Below are 16,737 nucleotides of genomic sequence, written 5' to 3'. Positions count from 1 at the left end.
GGCTCGGGAGGCGAGGACCATGGGGAACGGGGCGCTCGACGGCGCGGTGATCGCGGTGGCCGGGGCGGGCGGACCCGCCGGACGGGCCGCGCTGCTGCGGCTCGCCGAGGCGGGGGCGACGGTCGTCGGCTCGGACAACGACCCCGAGCGGCTGGCGGAGGCGGTCGACGCGGCGCGCTACGCGCACGGCGGCGCCACCGTCACCGGCGAGACGGTCGACCTGCTCGACCTCGACTCCACCCGCGCGTGGGCCGACCGCATCGAGAAGGAGCACGGCCGGGTCGACGGCCTGGTCCACCTCGTCGGCGGCTGGCGCGGCAGCCAGAACTTCACCAAGACCGACCTGGACGACTGGGACCTCCTGGAGAAGCTGCTGATCCGCACCGTGCAGCACACCTCCCTCGCCTTCCACGAGGTACTCCAGCGCAGCGACCGCGGCCGCTACGTCCTGATCAGCGCCGCCGGCGCCTCCAGGCCCACCGCAGGCAACGCCGCCTACTCGGCCGCCAAGGCCGCCTCCGAGGCCTGGACACTGGCCATGGCGGACTACTTCCGCAAGGCGGGGGGCGAGCAGGGGCCGACGTCGGCGGCTGCGATCCTGGTGGTCAAGGCGTTGGTGCACGACGCGATGCGCGCCGAGCGCCCCAACGCGAAGTTCGCGGGCTTCACGGACGTGCGCGACCTCGCCGAGGCCGTCGCCGGTGTCTGGGACAAGCCCGCCGCGGAAGTGAACGGAAACCGTCTGTGGCTGACCGAGAAGCCGTGAACCCCCCGAAGACCGACGCGCGTCGCCACCACGACCCCGAGGTCCGCGGTTTCGCCAGTGACAACTACGCCGGCGCGCACCCCGAGGTGCTCGCCGCGCTGGCCCTGGCCAACGGCGGGCACCAGGTGGCGTACGGCGAGGACCAGTACACCGAGAACCTCCAGCGCGTGATCCGCAGCCACTTCGGCTCGGGCGCGGAGGCGTTCCCGGTCTTCAACGGTACCGGCGCCAACGTCGTCGCCCTCCAGGCGGTCACCGACCGCTGGGGCGCGGTGATCTGCGCCGAGAGCGCGCACATCAACGTCGACGAGGGCGGCGCCCCCGAGCGCATGGGCGGCCTCAAGCTGCTCACCGTCCCCACCCCCGACGGCAAGCTCACGCCCGACCTGATCGACCGGCAGGCGTACGGCTGGGACGACGAGCACCGCGCGATGCCGCAGGTCGTTTCGATCACCCAGAGCACCGAACTCGGCACGCTCTACACGCCCGACGAGATCCGGGCCATCTGCGAGCACGCCCACGCGCACGGCATGCGGGTGCACCTGGACGGCTCCCGGATAGCCAACGCCGCCGCCGCCCTGGACGTGCCCATGCGCACGTTCACCAACGCGGTCGGCGTGGACCTCCTCTCGCTCGGCGGCACCAAGAACGGCGCGCTGTTCGGCGAGGCGGTCGTGGTCCTCGACCAGGACGCGGTGCGGCACATGAAGCACCTGCGCAAGCTGTCCATGCAGCTCGCCTCGAAGATGCGCTTCGTGTCGGTGCAGCTGGAGGCGCTGCTCGCCAAGGACCTGTGGCTGCGCAACGCCCGGCACTCCAACGAGATGGCCCAGCGCCTGGCCGAGGGCGTGCGCGCCGTGCACGGCGTGGAGATCCTCTACCCGGTGCAGGCCAACGCCGTCTTCGCCCGGCTGCCGCACGAGGTCAGCGAGCGCCTGCAGAAGAGGTTCCGCTTCTACTTCTGGGACGAGGCCGCCGGCGACGTGCGCTGGATGTGCGCCTTCGACACCACCGAGGACGACGTCGACGCGTTCGTCGCCGCGCTCAAGGAGGAGATGGCCCGCTAGGCAACTCCATCGATGCATAGGTATGCGGTCACCTGAAAAGTCATTGACTATCGGGTGATCGCTTTCCTATGCTCTGCGGACATGGAGCTGATCCAGCAGACCCCCGATTTGTCCGCCTATCTCGCCGCCGACGAAGCCATCGACCACGAGCACCCGCACGTACGGGAGGTGGCCGCGAGGCTCGCCAAGGAGGCGGAAGACTCGTATGACTATGCGCGGCTGGCCTTCGAGTTCGTGCGCGACACCGTCCCGCACTCGCAGGACTCGGGCGACCCGCGCGTCACCTGGCGGGCCTCCGACGTCCTGGAGAAGCGCACCGGCATCTGCTACGCCAAGGCCCACGCGCTGGCCGCGCTGCTGAGGGCCGAGGACATCCCGACCGCCCTGTGCTACCAGCGGTTCGACGTGGTGCACGGGCTGGTCGCCGTACGGTTCGACGGGGCGTGGCACCGGCAGGACCCGCGCGGCAACAAGCCGGGCGTGGACGCGCACTTCTCCCTGGGGCAGGAGCGGCTGGCCTTCACGCCGGACCACGAGGCGGGCGAGGCGGACTGCCCGGAGCTGTACGCCGCGCCGCATCCGGCCGTGCTGGAGGTGCTGAAGGCCGCCACCGACCGGTCACACCTGTGGGCGACGCTCCCGGCCTCGCTCTGAGGCGCCCGCCCTGAGGCACCCGGGCTCAGTGGGCCTCGGCGGTGCGCACCTGGTCCGGGGTGGGGGCGGTGCCGCCGAGGTGGGCCGGCATCCACCAGGTGTCGTCCGCGCCCTTCGGGCGCACGGGGTAGGCGCGCTGAGCGGCCTCCAGAAGCTCCTGCACCCGCTCGCGCAGCCGGCGGGTGAGGGCGCCCGCGTACTGCTCGCGGGAGGCCTCCATCGCCTCGCCGACCCGGATGGTGATCGGGATGTGGCTGCGCTTGAAGTTGCGCGGGTGGCCCTTGGTCCACAGCCGCTGGGTGCCCCACAGCGCCATCGGGATCAGCGGGACGCCCGCCTCCTGCGCCAGGCGCGCGGCACCCGACTTGAAGCTCTTCAGCGTGAACGACTCGGAGATCGTCGCCTCCGGGAAGACCCCGACGATCTCGCCGGACCGCAGCGAGTCCAGGGCGTGCGCGTACGCCGCCTCGCCCTGCTTGCGGTCGACCGGGATGTGCTTCATGTTGCGCATCAGCGGACCGGAGACCCGGTGCCGGAAGACCGACTCCTTCGCCATGAAGCGCACCAGCCGCTTCTGGGGCAGCGCCGCCAGGCCGTCGAAGATGAAGTCCAGGTAGCTGATGTGGTTGCTCACCAGCACGGCGCCGCCCGAGCGCGGGATGTTCTCCGAACCCTGGCAGTCGATCTTGAGGTCCCACACCTTGAACAGGGTGCGGGCGAGACCGATGGCCGGGCGGTAGGCGAGTTCTGCCATGGGCGGGTCGGACCCTTCCTTGTCAGCCTGGGAAGGGGGCTCCCAGTCGAAAGTTACGCAGCCGTAGGTTTACGGCTTGTCGAGATCGTGCCCCAAGAACGGCCGGTGTACCAGCCTTGGTGCCCGCCCGTGGCGAGATCCTCATCACGTCGTCAGCCGATTCGTGGCCGAAAAGTGACGGCGGAGCGGGAATCGCCGCGGTCCGGGGAACGCTGAACCGATGGATGAACGGACCGGTGGTACGCCCGAGGCGTGCCCACGAGTGCCGCGGTGGCGGCGGAACGAGGACACGCGGGTGCACGGGCAGGGCGACGGAGGCAGCAGTCCCGATCGATCGTCGGCCCCCCGGCTCGACGCGGCCGGTCTCGGCGCGGAGCTGGGCGCACGGGCCACGCTCGTGCAGTTCTCCAGCGCCTTCTGCGCCCCCTGCCGGGCCACCCGGCGCGTCCTCGGCGAGGTCGCCCGGATGGTCCCCGGCGTCGCCCACGTCGAGATCGACGCCGAGGCCCGCCTGGAACTGGTGCGCGCCCTCGGCGTGCTCAAGACCCCGACCGTGCTGGTCCTCGACGCCGGCGGCCGGGTCGTGCGGCGCGCCGTCGGGCAGCCGCGCAAGGCGGACGTGATCGCGGCGCTGGGCGAGGCGGTGTGAGTACCGTCACGCCGTCCGTGAGGTCTTCTCCACAGCTTCCGAATCCGGGACGTAATTGACTGTGTGTGCCACCCGTCGTCAGCCTGCCCGAACGGCCTCGCTCCCGGCTCCGCGGACCGGGGCGCAACGCAGAAGGACTTCCCGTATGACGGCCACACCCGGCCTCACCGCGCCGCCGCTCGCCACCGCCGAGCTGTTGCGGTCCGCCTTCCGGCGGCACGCCGCGGGCGTCGCGGTGATCACCGCGCGCGGGGACGCCGGCCCGGTCGGCTTCACCGCCACCTCCCTCACCTCCGTCTCCACCGAGCCGCCGCTGCTCTCCTTCGGCATCGGCACCGGCTCCTCCAGCTGGCCCGCGGTCTCCGCGGCCGAGTACGTCGGTGTGCACGTGCTCGGCGAACACCAGGAGGACGTGGCCGCCACCTTCGCCCGCAGCGGCGCCGACCGCTTCGCCGAGCCCACCTCCTGGCACGACGGTCCCGAGGGCGTGCCGGTGCTGGACGGCGTCCTCGCCTGGCTCGTGTGCCGGGTCGTCGCCCGCGTGCCCGCGGGGGACCACCGCATCGTGCTGGCCGAGGTGCTCTCCGGGGATCCCGGGGGCGCCGGCCGGCCGCTCCTCTACCACCAGGGGCGTTACGACCGCCTGCGCGACTGACCGGTCACCGGGACGGCTTCTGCGGAGCGGTCGAGTTCCGGTTACGCTGCGTTGCGAAGGTCACAGTTCAAAGCGCTTGCTTAGCGGGCATGAACTGGGTGTACTGACGAGTAATATTCCGGGGCGGAGCGCAGGTCGCCCCGCCCGGGATCGGCCGCTTGGGGCGCCTATGCTGCCTGCAAGAGGCAGCACTGAAATGTCGACGCAGTAGGAGAGCCGGCGTGAGCTTGAGGATCGTTGTCACCGTGAAGTACGTGCCCGACGCCACTGGCGACCGGCACTTCGCCGATGACCTGACCGTCGACCGCGACGACGTCGACGGTCTGCTCTCCGAGCTGGACGAGTACGCGGTCGAGCAGGCGCTGCAGATCTCGGAGAACTCCGACGACGACGTGGAGATCACCGTCCTGACGGTGGGCCCGGAGGACGCGAAGGACGCGCTGCGCAAGGCGCTGTCCATGGGCGCGGACAAGGCGATCCACGTCGAGGACGACGACCTGCACGGCACCGACGCCATCGGCACCTCCCTGGTGCTGGCCAAGGCGATCGAGAAGGCCGGCTACGACCTGGTCGTCTCCGGCATGGCCTCCACCGACGGCACCATGGGCGTCGTTCCCGCGCTGCTCGCGGAGCGCCTGGGCGTGCCGCAGGTGACGCTGCTGTCCGAGGTCTCGGTCGAGGACGGCACCGTGAAGGGCCGCCGCGACGGCGACGCCGCCACCGAGCAGCTGGAGGCCTCCCTCCCGGCCGTCGTGTCGGTCACCGACCAGTCCGGCGAGGCCCGTTACCCCTCCTTCAGGGGCATCATGGCGGCCAAGAAGAAGCCGGTGGAGTCCTGGGACCTGTCCGACCTCGACATCGACGAGGACGAGGTCGGTCTCGAGAACGCCTACACCACGGTCGAGTCCGCGACCGAGCGCCCGGCGCGCACCGCGGGCACCATCGTCAAGGACGAGGGCGAGGGCGGCAAGCAGCTCGCCGAGTTCCTGGCGGGCCAGAAGTTCATCTGAGCCTCGCTGGTTCCGCCGACCGCCCCTCACATCTCGCAAGCAGGAGAGAAGAAGTCCCATGGCTGAAGTTCTCGTCTACGTCGACCACGTGGACGGTGCCGTCCGCAAGCCCACCCTGGAGCTGCTGACGCTGGCCCGCCGCGTCGGCGAGCCCGTCGCCGTGGCCCTCGGCAGCGGTGCCGGTGACACCGCCGCCGCCCTCGCCGAGCACGGTGCCGTCAAGGTCCTGACCCACGAGGCCGCCGAGTACGGCGACTACCTGGTCGTACCGAAGGTGGACGCCCTCCAGGCCGCCGTCGAGGCCGTCTCCCCGGCCGCCGTGCTGGTCCCGTCCTCCGCCGAGGGCAAGGAGATCGCCGCCCGCCTGGCGCTGCGCCTGGGCTCGGGCATCATCACCGACGCCGTCGACCTGGAGGCCGGCGACGAGGGCCCGGTGGCCACCCAGTCGGTGTTCGCCGCCGCCTTCACCACCAAGTCCCGCGTCTCCAAGGGCACCCCGGTCATCACGGTCAAGCCGAACTCGGCCGCCGTGGAGCCCGCCCCGGCCGCCGGTGCGGTCGAGGCCCTGTCGGTGTCCTTCTCCGCCGCCGCGACCGGCACCAAGGTCACCTCGCGCACGGCGCGCGAGTCGACCGGCCGCCCGGAGCTGACCGAGGCCGCGATCGTCGTCTCCGGCGGCCGCGGCGTCAACGGCGCGGAGAACTTCGCGATCATCGAGGCCCTCGCCGACTCCCTCGGCGCGGCCGTCGGCGCCTCGCGCGCCGCGGTGGACGCCGGCTGGTACCCGCACACCAACCAGGTCGGCCAGACCGGCAAGTCCGTCTCGCCGCAGCTGTACATCGCCTCCGGCATCTCCGGCGCGATCCAGCACCGCGCGGGCATGCAGACCTCGAAGACGATCGTGGCGATCAACAAGGACGCCGAGGCCCCGATCTTCGAGCTGGTCGACTACGGCGTCGTCGGCGACCTCTTCGACGTCGTCCCGCAGCTCACCGAGGAAGTGAAGTCCCGCAAGGGCTGAGCGTCCAGCGGTACCGCTCCGGCCGAGGCCCCCGCGACCCTCCGTGGTCGCGGGGGCCTCGGCGTCTGCGCAGGATGGGTGTTGACCGGCGGGGAACCGACAGATAACTTCACTATACGGATTGTTGATTCCGTGCAGCGGAAAAGTGGACATCAGGAGGGTGTGGGATGGGTCAGCAGGAGAAGGTGGCAACGAGCCTCGCGGGCGCCGTCGGCGAGGAGATCAGTGCCTCCCTCGCACCGGTCGACGCGGAGCTGGAGCGCCGCTACCCCGGAGACCCGGGCACCCGCCAGCCCGTGCACACCGTCTACGTACCCGGTGACGTCTTCGCCGCCGACACCGTCCGCTCCTGGGGCGACCGGGCGCTGGCCGCCCTCGACGAACACGCCCCCGACGCCGCGTCCTTCGCGGCCGTCCTCGGCCTCGGTGACGACCTCGCCGAAGCGGTGTACAGCCGCGTGCGCGCCAAGCTGGAGCGCGAGCCGATCGAAGACCTCCGGGTCGACTTCGAGGACGGCTACGGCAACCGCTCCGACGCCGAGGAGGACGAGGCTGCGGCCCGCGCGGCCCGCCTGATCGCCGAGGCGTACGAACAGGGCACCGCGGCCCCCTACATGGGTATCCGCATGAAGTGCATGGAGGCCCCCGTGCGCGCCCGGGGCATCCGCACCCTCGACGTCTTCCTCAGCGGCCTGATGGAGGCCGGCGGCCTCCCGGACGGCCTCGTCCTCACGCTCCCCAAGGTGACCTACCCCGAGCAGGTAACCGCCATGGTGCGGCTGCTGGAGGCCTTCGAGAAGGCGCGCGGGCTCGAGCCCGGCCGGATCGGCTTCGAAATCCAGATCGAGACCAGCCAGTCCATCCTGGCCGCCGACGGAACCGCCGCCGTCTCCCGAATGATCCAGGCCGCCGAGGGCCGCGCCACCGGCCTGCACTACGGCACCTTCGACTACAGCGCCTGCCTCGGCGTCTCCGCCGCCCACCAGGCCAGCGACCACCCCGCCGCCGACCACGCCAAGGCGGTCATGCAGGTCGCCGCCGCCGGCACCGGCGTCCGGGTCTCGGACGGCTCCACCAACGTCCTGCCGGTCGGCCCCACCGAGAAGGTCCACGACGCCTGGCGGCTGCACTTCGGCCTCACCCGCCGTGCCCTGGCCCGCGCCTACTACCAGGGCTGGGACATGCACCCCGGTCACATCCCGACCCGCTACGCGGCCGTCTTCGCCTTCTACCGCGAGGGCTTCGAGCAGGCCGCCGCCCGCCTCGCCCGCTACGCCAACCGCACCGGCGGCGACGTCATGGACGAGCCCGCCACCGCCAAGGCCCTCAGCGGCTACCTGCTGCGCGGCCTGGACTGCGGCGCCCTCGACATCGGCGAGGTCGCCCGGCTGACCGGCCTGACCCGCGCCGACCTGGAGGGCTTCTCGTCCCCGCGGCGCGGCGACCTCACGGCATCGGCGCAGTAGGCGGCGGCAGCGCTTCGTCCGGCGTCCGGCCCGAGTCCACGTACCGCTCCAGTCCGGACGCCGTCACCCGCCCCTCCTCGGCGAACAGCCGCGTCCCCCGCTCGCACAGCCGCCGGTCGGAGCGCGCCCGCGCGCAGAACTCCTCGGGCGTCGCCCCGAACAGTCCCCGCAGCCGGGCCGACTCCCGGAGGAGTCCGGTGATGAGGGGCCGTTGCCCGCCCGGGTGCCGGCGGGGTGCCCCGTCGCCGTCGTGCAGGACGCCGTGGCGGTTGACGTAGGCGTACGCGCCGCGCAGCACCGTGCCGTCGCCCGGTTCGACGCGTACGTCGGGTGCGGGGAGCCAGGCGCGGTCGAAGTTGCCGGACGCCATCGGCACGCCCTCGCTCGCGTCGATCACGGCGAGCTGCTCGGCGTCGAGCCAGAGCACGAACAGTTCCCGCACGACGCCGGGGGCGCACACCGGCGAGGCGGACACGTATCCCATGCGACTCACATGAGCGGACACTCCGATGTCGAGACCGGTGACCCGCGACCTCACCATCGGGAGCGGCGAGTCGATCCCGAACTCCGCCATCTTGTGCCGCAGCTGAGCCGGACTGCCGTTGGAGCCGATCGCCAGCACCGGCTCCCGGTCCCCGTGCACCACCCGGTCCAGCGGCAGCAGCCGGTCTCCCTTGAGCACCCCGGACTCCCGGGGCCACGCGCCCGGGTAGAGCAGCGGTTCCTCACGGGGCACCCCGTCCAGCCCGAGTGCGCGCAGCGTCCGGTCCGCGCCGTCCGGGCCAGTCCGTGCGGGCCCGCCGGGCGGCGACACGTCCGCGCGCCCGGCGTCCCCGGGCTCTTCCACCACGGCCGCTCAGTCCGCGGGCGGCAGTTCGCCCGAGCCCCGGGTGACCAGCCTGGTCGGCAGTTCGATGCGGTCGGGGGCGAGCAGGGTGCCGTCCAGCTGCCGGAAGAGCCGTTCGGCGGCGGTGCGGCCCAGGGTCGCGGCGTCCTGGGCGACCACGGTGACGCCCGGCTGGAGCAGGTCGGCCAGCTCGATGTCGTCGAAGCCGACCAGGGCGACGGGGCGGTCGTGTCCGGCGAGGACGCGGATCACGGTGACCGTCACCCGGTTGTTGCCCGTGAAGATCGCGGTGACCGGGTTCGGCCCGGTGAGCATCTCCTCGGCCGCCCTGCGCACCCGCTCGGGGTCGGTGACGCCCAGCGACATCCAGGAGTCCTCGACCGGTATCCCGGCGTCCTCCATCGCGGCCCGGTAGCCGCGCAGCCGCTCGGCCGCCGTGTGGATGCGGGGCATGTCGCCGATGAAGCCGATCCTCCGGTGGCCGTGCGCGATGAGGTGGGCGACTCCGTCGCGGGCGCCGCCATGGTTGTCGGACAGCACCACGTCCGCGTCGATCCGCCCCGGCGGACGGTCCACGAACACCGTGGCGACGCCGGCCCTGAGCTCCGGCTCCAGGTACCGGTGGTCGTCCCCGGCAGGGATCACCACCAGCCCGTCCACCCGTCGCGCGCACAGGGCCAACACCAGCTCCTGCTCGCGGTCCGGGTCCTCGGCGCTGGACCCGTTGATCAGCAGGGCGCCGTGCGCGCGGGCCACCTCCTCCACGGCGCGGCTGAGCGGCCCGTAGAACGGGTCGGCCAGGTCCTCCAGCACCAGCCCGATGCTGGCGGTACGGCCCTTGCGGAGCACCCGTGCGCTGTCGTTGCGGCGGAAGCCGAGCGCGTCGATGGCCTCCTGGACACGCCGCTCGGTCTCCGGCGTGACGCCCGGCTCCCCGTTGACCACCCGGGAGACGGTCTTGAGGCCGACCCCGGCCCGGGCGGCGACGTCCTTCATGGTCGGGCGATTGCCGTAACGGTTCCCGGGGATGCGGTCTGCGCGGCGGGGCGTGTCGGGCACGGTGCGGTGTCCTGTCCTGTCGTCCACGGGGAAGCGTCGGCTCCTGTCGTCCACGGTGTTCAGTCGTCCACGGTGCTCAGGGGGATGTGTCGGTCATGCGTTTGTATGAGGATGTGGCGTCGAGCATAGAGCCTGGACAACGTTGTCAGATGCGGGAGACACTGTCCAACGCACTCTCCGGCCCCCGTCCCCACCGCGGGACCGGTCTGCTGTGCGCTCTCGTGTTCGTGCTCTTTCGTCTTTTTTCGGCCCAACGGGGAGATCCGACTCTGATGCACACCGACCTCGTGGCAGCGCTGGACATCGGCGGCACCAAGATCGCCGGAGCGCTGGTGGACGGCCACGGCCGCATCCAGGCGCGTGCGCAGCGTGCCACGCCCGCCCGGGAGGACGGCGACACCGTGATGGGGGCCGTGGCGGCCGTCCTCGGAGAGCTGACGGCGTCGCCGCTGTGGGGGCGGGCCACGGCCGTCGGCATCGGCAGCGCGGGCCCGGTGGACGCCTCCGCCGGCACGGTCAGCCCGGTCAACGTGCCGGGCTGGCGGGACTACCCGCTCGTCCGCCGGGTGCGAGAAGCCGTCGGTGACCTGCCCGTCGAGCTGATCGGCGACGGGGTGGCGATCACGGCGGCCGAGCACTGGCAGGGCGCCGCGCGCGGGCACGACAACGCGCTGTGCATGGTGGTCTCCACGGGGGTCGGCGGCGGTCTGGTCCTGAACGGACGGCTGCATCCCGGCCCGACCGGCAACGCCGGCCACATCGGGCACATCAGCGTGGACCTGGACGGCGACCCCTGCCCGTGCGGCGCGCAGGGCTGTGTGGAGCGCATAGCGAGCGGCCCCAACATCGCGCGACGCGCCCTCGACGGGGGCTGGCGGCCCGCCCCGGACGGCGACACCTCCGCCGCCGCGGTGGCCGCCGCCGCGCGCCGGGGCGACCCCGTCGCCGTGGCCTCCTTCGAACGGGCCGCGCAGGCGCTGGCCGCCGGGATCGCCGCCACCGCGACCCTCGTCGAGATCGACATCGCCGTGGTCGGCGGGGGAGTGGGCAAGGCGGGCGACGTACTCTTCGCCCCGTTGCGCAAGGCGCTGACCGACTACGCGACCCTGTCCTTCGTGCGGCGCCTGGCGGTCGTGCCGGCCCAGATGGGGACGGACGCGGGCCTGGTGGGCGCGGCCGCGGCGGCCCTCACCAGGACGGCGGACGCGAGCCCGGCACGGGTCTGAGCCGTGCCGTCCCGGGTGGCTGCCCGGGCCCGGCGTCGTACCGCACCGGCCGAGCGCCCTGCCCGGGTCGTCCCGGAGCGTCCGCCGGTTGCGAGGCGCGTGTCGGTGACGGGCCGTATGGTCTGGGCCGTGAGCCGTGAGCCGTGAGCCGTGAGCCGTGAGCCGTGAGCCGTGAGCCGTGAGCCGTGAGCCGTGAGCCGGGGGCCGGGCCGTCCGCCCTGTTCTGCGTCGACTGCCTGCCTGCGGTGGTACGGGCCCGCGTGCCGGTTGCGAGGCGTGCGGGCCGGTTACGTGCTCGTGCGGTCCGGTCGTGCGCGGCGGGGGCTGGGGCGACCGAGTCGCTCGCGCCGACCGGGGCTTCCCGCGCCGGTTCCGCAGCGTCGCGGTTCGGTGGCGGCTTCGTTCGGTCCCGGGCCCGTAGGCGGACGCCCCCGGCCGGGGGACGGGGCCGGGCGCGGCTCCCGTGTCCTCACCCGTGACCCCCGCGCCCCGGCGCAGTTGAAGCAGGCATGAAGAAGCGCAGCATGCTCGCCATCGCATCCCTGGCCACCGGGTTCGTCGTCGCGGCCGTCAGCCCGTCCCACGGTGCCCCGGCCGAACTCCCCCTCGGTCTCGACGTGGAGGACACCGTCAGCACCGTGGAGGACACGGTCGCCGTCGAGAGCCTGTCCGTGGACGACGACACGCTCGGGCAGCTGGGCCGCTGAGCCGTACCGCCCGGACCGCACGGCGCCGGTGCCCCTCCGGGGGCGCCGGCGCCGTCGTCCTACGCCCTCAACTGGACCTGGTTTCCGTGGCAGGGTGTTGCGGGCAAGCCACAGGGGGCCAACAGAAGAGGGGGACCTGTGACCGTCGTCTGGATCAACGGCGCGTTCGGTGCGGGGAAGACCACCACCGCACGGGAACTGATCGAACTGATCCCGAACAGCACACTCTTCGACCCCGAGGTCGTCGGCGGGGCGCTCGCGCACCTGCTGCCGCCCAAACGCCTCGCCGAGGTCGGCGACTTCCAGGACCTGCCGATCTGGCGCCGCCTGGTCATCGACACGGCGGCCGCGATGCTCGCCGAGCTCGGCGGGACCCTCGTCGTCCCCATGACGCTGTTGCGCCAGGAGTACCGGGACGAGATCTTCGGCGGCCTCGCCGCCCGCCGCATCTCGGTCCGGCACATCCTGCTCGCCCCGGCTGAAACGATCCTGCGCAAGCGGATCGCGGGCCGTGAGATACCGGAGGGCCTGCCCGACGGCGAGATACGCGTACGGCAGTGGTCGTACGACCACATCGAGCCGTACCGGGCCGCCCTCGCCTCCTGGCTGACCGCCGACGCCCACCCGGTCGACACCGGCGCCCTCACCCCCTACGAGACCGCCGCCCGGATCGCCGAGGCCGTGGGCACCGGCTCCGTGCCCGCCTGCGACATAGTCCAGACGCCCGAACCCACCGCCGAGACCCTCGCCGCCGGCGTCCTGCTCTTCGACGAACAGGACCGCGTCCTGCTCGTCGACCCCACCTACAAGCCCGGCTGGGAGTTCCCCGGCGGCGTGGTCGAACCCGGCGAGGCACCCGCCCGGGCCGGGATGCGCGAGGTCGCCGAGGAGACCGGCATCCACCTCGACGACGTACCCGCCCTGCTGGTCGTCGACTGGGAACGGCCCGTGCCCCCCGGCTACGGCGGTCTGCGCCTGCTCTTCGACGGCGGCCGGCTCGACTCCGCGGACGCCGGCCGGGTGCTGCTGCCCGGCCCCGAACTGCGCGGCTGGCGCTTCGTCACTGAGGACGAGGCCGCCGACCTGCTGCCCCCCGTCCGCTACGAGCGGCTGCGCTGGGCCCTGCGGGCCCGGGAACGCGGAACGGTCCTCTACCTGGAGGCCGGCATCCCCGTCGGCTGACCTCAGCCGTCCGCCGGGCGCGCCCGCGCCGACGCCCGGAGCGACTGCCCGGCCCCCGCGGTCACCGGGTCCCCGTGCCCGAAGCAGGCCGTCTCCGTGTCGAGGCCGGCCAGCCTGCCGAACGAGGTGACGGCCCGGTCCCGGTCGGTGTTGAACACGCCGGGCGTCACACCGCCGTCGACCGGCGGCGCGGCGACGGCGTCCCCCGTGAACAGCACGACGTGGCGCGGGAGGCGCAGCCCGATGCTGCCGTCCGTGTGGCCCGGGGCGTGGGCGACGCGTGCACCGCCGCCGAAGTCGAGGACGTCGCCGTCGGACACCTCGGTCACCCGCGCCGGCCGCTCGAATCCGCCCCGTGGAAGCCGCCGGACGGCGTCGGCGTGCAGGGGGCGCTCCCACTCTTCGAACACGGGCGGCGGCCCCGGCACCTCACCCCGCACCACCGGCGCCTCCAGAACGTGCGCCACCACCTCCGCCCCGGTGAGTGCGGCCAGCTCACCCGCCCCGCCCACGTGGTCCTCGTGGAAGTGGGTGTGGACCACCCGCCGTACGCGTCCGACACTGCCCGCCGGCGCGCCGATGCGCGCCCCCGACCCGGCCGGACCGGCGTCGATCAGCGTCAGGTCGTCGCCGTCGCGCCACAGATAGGCCTGGCCCACCGGGAAGCGCAGCAGGTGGAGGCGGGGGACGAGCTCGATGACGTCCATGGCACGACCGTAGGCAGGGCCCGCCCGGTGGCGAGGCCCCACTGCCGACGGCGGAACCGGGACCGGCCGGGCTCAGCCCGCCGCGTAGTTGCGCAGGAACAGCGCCTCCGCGACCGACAGCCGCTCCAACTCCTCGGGGGACACGCTCTCGTTCACGGCGTGGATCTGGGCCTCCGGCTCGCTCAGGCCGATCAGCAGGATCTCCGCCCGCGGGTACAGCGCCGCCAGGGTGTTGCACAGCGGAATGGAGCCGCCCTGACCGGCGTACTGCATCTCCTCACCCGGGTACGCCACGGCCATCGCGTCCGCCATGGCCTGGTACGCCGGGCTGGTGGTGTCGGCGCGGAACGGCTGGCCCTGGCCGATCTGCTCCACGGCGACCCGCGCGCCCCACGGCGTCCGCGCCTCCAGGTGGGCCTGGAGCAGCTTGGTGGCCTCGGCGGCGTCCACGCCCGGCGGCACCCGCAGGCTGACCAGCGCGCGGGCGCTCGCCTGCACCGACGGGGTGGCACCGACGACCGGCGGGCAGTCGATGCCGAGCACCGTGACGGCCGGGCGCGCCCAGATCCGGTCGGCGACCGAACCCGAGCCGATCAGCTGCACGCCGTCCAGCACCCGGGCGTCCCGGCGGAACTGCTCCTCGTCGTAGGCCAGTCCCTCCCAGCCGCTGTCCGCCGCCAGGCCGTCGACGGTCGTCGAACCGTCCTCGGCGCGCAGCGAGTCCAGTACGCGGATCAGGGCGGCCAGCGCGTCGGGCGCGGCGCCGCCGAACTGGCCGGAGTGCAGGTTGCCCTCCAGCGTGTCGACCTTCACGCGCACCAGCGTCATGCCGCGCAGCGTCGAGGTGACCGTCGGCAGCCCGACCCGGAAGTTGCCCGCGTCGCCGATGACGACGGTGTCCGCGGCCAGCAGCTCCGGGTGCTGCTCGGCGTACCGCTCCAGACCGCCCGTGCCCTGCTCCTCCGAACCCTCGGCGATGAACTTCACGTGCACCGGCACACCACCGTTGGCCTTCAGCGCGCGCAGCGCCAGCAGGTGCATGAGCACACCGCCCTTGCAGTCGGCCGCGCCGCGCCCGTACCAGCGGCCGTCGCGCTCGGTCAGCTCGAACGGCGGGCTCACCCAGCCGGCCTCGTCGAGCGGCGGCTGCACGTCGTAGTGGGCGTAGAGGAGCACCGTCTTGGCGCCCTCGGGCCCGGGCAGGTACCCGTACACCGACTGCGTGCCGTCCGGCGTGTCGAGCAGCTCCACGTCCTGGAATCCCTCGGCACGCAGCGCGGCCGCCGTCCAGTTGGCGGCGCCCACGCTCTCGCTGCGCGGGAACTGGTCGAAGTCCGCCACCGATTTGAAGGCCACCAGCGCGGTGAGCTCCTCCTTCGCCCTGGGCATCAGCGAGGAGACGGTCTCGGCGACCGGATTCGACGACATGGGCACGCTCCTTGTAGGTGCGACGTTGTACCGAGGAGTACTTGGATTGGTAGGGCCGATCCTCCCACAGTGGCCTGCGGCGATGCCCGCCGTAGGATGCGGGGGTCAGGTGCGGCATGCGGTTTGTTGGGAGCAGTAGACCATCGTGAGCAGCGAGAACTCTTCGGCGGACGACACGCGTCAGGTCTGGGACGTGGTCGTGGTGGGCGCGGGACCGGCGGGGGCCTCGGCCGCCTACGCGGCGGCGGTCGCGGGGCGGCGCGTGCTGTTGCTGGAGAAGGCGGAGCTGCCCCGCTACAAGACGTGCGGCGGCGGCATCATCGGCCCCTCGCGCGACACCCTCCCGCCCGGCTTCGAGCTGCCCTTCCGGGACCGCGTGCACGCGGTGACGTTCTCGAACAACGGCCGCTTCACCCGGACCCGGCGTTCCCGGCAGATGCTGTTCGGCCTGATCAACCGGCCCGAGTTCGACCAGCAGCTCGTCGAGCACGCCCAGAAGGCGGGCGCCGAGCTGCGCACCGGGGCCACCGTGACCCGGGTGGAGCAGCACGGGGCGGCGGTGCCGGACCGGCGCACGGTCGCCGTCGTCCTCCAGGACGGCGAGACGGTGCTGGCGCGGGCCGTCGTCGGCGCGGACGGCAGCGCCAGCCGGATAGGCGCGCACGTCGGCGTGAAGCTCGACCAGGTCGACCTGGGCCTGGAGGCGGAGATCCCGGTGCCGGACACCGTCGCCGAGGACTGGAAGGGACGGGTCCTCATCGACTGGGGGCCGATGCCCGGCAGTTACGGCTGGGTCTTCCCCAAGGGCGACACCCTCACGGTCGGCGTCATCTCGGCGCGCGGCGAGGGCGCGGCGACCAAGCGGTACCTGGAGGACTTCGTCGGCCGCCTGGGACTCGCCGGCTTCGAACCGAGCATCTCCTCCGGCCACCTGACGCGCTGCCGCGCCGACGACTCGCCGCTCTCCCGCGGCCGGGTACTGGTCTGCGGCGACGCGGCCGGGCTCCTGGAGCCGTGGACCCGCGAGGGCATCTCCTTCGCCCTGCGCTCAGGTCGGCTCGCGGGCGAATGGGCGGTCCGCGTCGCCGAGGCGCACGACGCCGTGGACGCGCGCAAGCAGGCCCTGAACTACGCCTTCGCCGTCAAGGCCGGCCTCGGCGTCGAGATGAGCGTCGGCAAGCGCATGCTGGCGATCTTCGAGCGCCGTCCGGGGCTGTTCCACGCGGCCCTGACCGGGTTCCGTCCGGCCTGGAGGGCGTTCAAGGACATCACGCAGGGTTCGACCTCCCTGGGCGAGCTGGTCCGCAGCCACCCCCTGGCCCAGCGCGCGCTGGCGGCGATGGACCGCCGGCCGGCGCGCGCGGCGGAGCCGACGGGCACTGAGGACGCACCGGCGGGCGTGGGCACACCGGACACCTCGGGCGCCGCGCGCCGTGCGGACGACGAGACCGGGGCCTGAACACCGCCCCACCATCCTCACGGGCGCCGCTCACGCACACCGTGCGAGCCCTGGGAGCGACCGGGGCGTACTTCCCCGGG

General features: G+C 73.0%; 17 protein-coding genes. 12 read left to right on the top strand and 5 right to left on the bottom strand.

Annotated elements, in window-relative coordinates:
* The first annotated feature begins 19 nt into the window (after nt 1-19).
* From M6G08_RS29630 to M6G08_RS29620, 3 genes are all read left to right on the top strand, one after another.
* Nucleotides 20-766 carry an SDR family NAD(P)-dependent oxidoreductase gene (locus M6G08_RS29630; protein WP_272590179.1) on the top strand — a complete coding sequence of 249 codons (747 nt, stop codon included), beginning with the start codon at nt 20-22 and terminating at the stop codon, nt 764-766.
* Entirely contained in the window at nt 763-1,833 is a 1,071-nt protein-coding gene (locus tag M6G08_RS29625; protein WP_272590178.1) for a threonine aldolase family protein, read from the top strand. The genes M6G08_RS29630 and M6G08_RS29625 overlap by 4 nt, the downstream gene beginning before the upstream one ends.
* 81 nt (nt 1,834-1,914) lie before the next feature.
* Entirely contained in the window at nt 1,915-2,487 is a 573-nt protein-coding gene (locus M6G08_RS29620; RefSeq protein WP_272590177.1) for a transglutaminase domain-containing protein, read from the top strand.
* A 25-nt stretch (nt 2,488-2,512) separates the two neighbouring features.
* Here M6G08_RS29620 and M6G08_RS29615 read toward each other — a convergent pair whose 3' ends face one another.
* Nucleotides 2,513-3,241, bottom strand: a complete 729-nt coding sequence (locus M6G08_RS29615; RefSeq protein WP_272590176.1) for a lysophospholipid acyltransferase family protein — start codon at nt 3,239-3,241, stop codon at nt 2,513-2,515.
* A 220-nt stretch (nt 3,242-3,461) separates the two neighbouring features.
* Between M6G08_RS29615 and M6G08_RS29610 the strand changes: the two genes are divergently transcribed.
* The 5 genes from M6G08_RS29610 to M6G08_RS29590 all read left to right on the top strand — a co-directional run bounded on the left by M6G08_RS29610 (nt 3,462) and on the right by M6G08_RS29590 (nt 8,042).
* Nucleotides 3,462-3,890 carry a TlpA family protein disulfide reductase gene (locus M6G08_RS29610; RefSeq protein WP_272590175.1) on the top strand — a complete coding sequence of 143 codons (429 nt, stop codon included), beginning with the start codon at nt 3,462-3,464 and terminating at the stop codon, nt 3,888-3,890.
* Nucleotides 3,891-4,035: 145 nt separating this feature from the next.
* Nucleotides 4,036-4,545, top strand: a complete 510-nt coding sequence (locus M6G08_RS29605; protein WP_272590174.1) for a flavin reductase family protein — start codon at nt 4,036-4,038, stop codon at nt 4,543-4,545.
* Nucleotides 4,546-4,766: 221 nt separating this feature from the next.
* Nucleotides 4,767-5,555 carry an electron transfer flavoprotein subunit beta/FixA family protein gene (locus tag M6G08_RS29600; RefSeq protein WP_272590173.1) on the top strand — a complete coding sequence of 263 codons (789 nt, stop codon included), beginning with the start codon at nt 4,767-4,769 and terminating at the stop codon, nt 5,553-5,555.
* 58 nt (nt 5,556-5,613) lie between these two features.
* The gene (locus tag M6G08_RS29595; RefSeq protein WP_272590172.1) at nt 5,614-6,576 is read left to right on the top strand and encodes an electron transfer flavoprotein subunit alpha/FixB family protein; all 963 of its coding nucleotides are present in this window, start codon (nt 5,614-5,616) and stop codon (nt 6,574-6,576) included.
* Between the two features lie 167 nt (nt 6,577-6,743).
* Entirely contained in the window at nt 6,744-8,042 is a 1,299-nt protein-coding gene (locus M6G08_RS29590; protein WP_272590171.1) for a DUF6986 family protein, read from the top strand.
* Here M6G08_RS29590 and M6G08_RS29585 read toward each other — a convergent pair.
* The gene (locus M6G08_RS29585; RefSeq protein WP_272591474.1) at nt 8,023-8,856 is read right to left on the bottom strand and encodes a hypothetical protein; all 834 of its coding nucleotides are present in this window, start codon (nt 8,854-8,856) and stop codon (nt 8,023-8,025) included. The genes M6G08_RS29590 and M6G08_RS29585 overlap by 20 nt on opposite strands.
* Nucleotides 8,857-8,898: 42 nt before the next feature.
* On the bottom strand, nt 8,899-9,975 hold the full coding sequence (locus tag M6G08_RS29580; RefSeq protein WP_272590170.1) for a LacI family DNA-binding transcriptional regulator: 1,077 nt from the start codon (nt 9,973-9,975) through the stop codon (nt 8,899-8,901).
* Nucleotides 9,976-10,220: 245 nt separating this feature from the next.
* Between M6G08_RS29580 and M6G08_RS29575 the strand changes: the two genes are divergently transcribed.
* The 3 genes from M6G08_RS29575 to M6G08_RS29565 all read left to right on the top strand — a co-directional run bounded on the left by M6G08_RS29575 (nt 10,221) and on the right by M6G08_RS29565 (nt 13,063).
* A complete protein-coding gene (locus M6G08_RS29575) occupies nt 10,221-11,174 on the top strand; it encodes an ROK family protein (RefSeq protein ID WP_272590169.1) in 954 nt (317 codons plus the stop codon).
* 509 nt (nt 11,175-11,683) lie between these two features.
* Nucleotides 11,684-11,881, top strand: coding sequence for a hypothetical protein (locus tag M6G08_RS29570; protein ID WP_217250140.1), 198 nt, complete (start codon nt 11,684-11,686; stop codon nt 11,879-11,881).
* A gap of 138 nt (nt 11,882-12,019) precedes the next feature.
* Nucleotides 12,020-13,063 (top strand): NUDIX hydrolase, encoded by a 1,044-nt coding sequence (locus tag M6G08_RS29565; protein ID WP_272590168.1) that lies wholly within the window; start codon nt 12,020-12,022, stop codon nt 13,061-13,063.
* 2 nt (nt 13,064-13,065) lie between these two features.
* Here M6G08_RS29565 and M6G08_RS29560 read toward each other — a convergent pair whose 3' ends face one another.
* Both M6G08_RS29560 and M6G08_RS29555 read right to left on the bottom strand, forming a co-directional pair.
* On the bottom strand, nt 13,066-13,770 hold the full coding sequence (locus M6G08_RS29560; RefSeq protein WP_272590167.1) for an MBL fold metallo-hydrolase: 705 nt from the start codon (nt 13,768-13,770) through the stop codon (nt 13,066-13,068).
* 72 nt (nt 13,771-13,842) lie between these two features.
* Nucleotides 13,843-15,198 (bottom strand): dipeptidase, encoded by a 1,356-nt coding sequence (locus tag M6G08_RS29555; protein ID WP_272590166.1) that lies wholly within the window; start codon nt 15,196-15,198, stop codon nt 13,843-13,845.
* A gap of 145 nt (nt 15,199-15,343) precedes the next feature.
* Here M6G08_RS29555 and M6G08_RS29550 point away from each other — a divergent pair, with 145 nt between their 5' ends.
* The gene (locus M6G08_RS29550) at nt 15,344-16,657 is read left to right on the top strand and encodes a geranylgeranyl reductase family protein (protein WP_272590165.1); all 1,314 of its coding nucleotides are present in this window, start codon (nt 15,344-15,346) and stop codon (nt 16,655-16,657) included.
* Nucleotides 16,658-16,737: the final 80 nt, after the last annotated feature.

The sequence above is a fragment of the Streptomyces sp. M92 genome, assembly GCF_028473745.1.
GTDB lineage: Bacteria > Actinomycetota > Actinomycetes > Streptomycetales > Streptomycetaceae > Streptomyces.
This window is presented reverse-complemented; position numbering and strand designations above follow the sequence as displayed.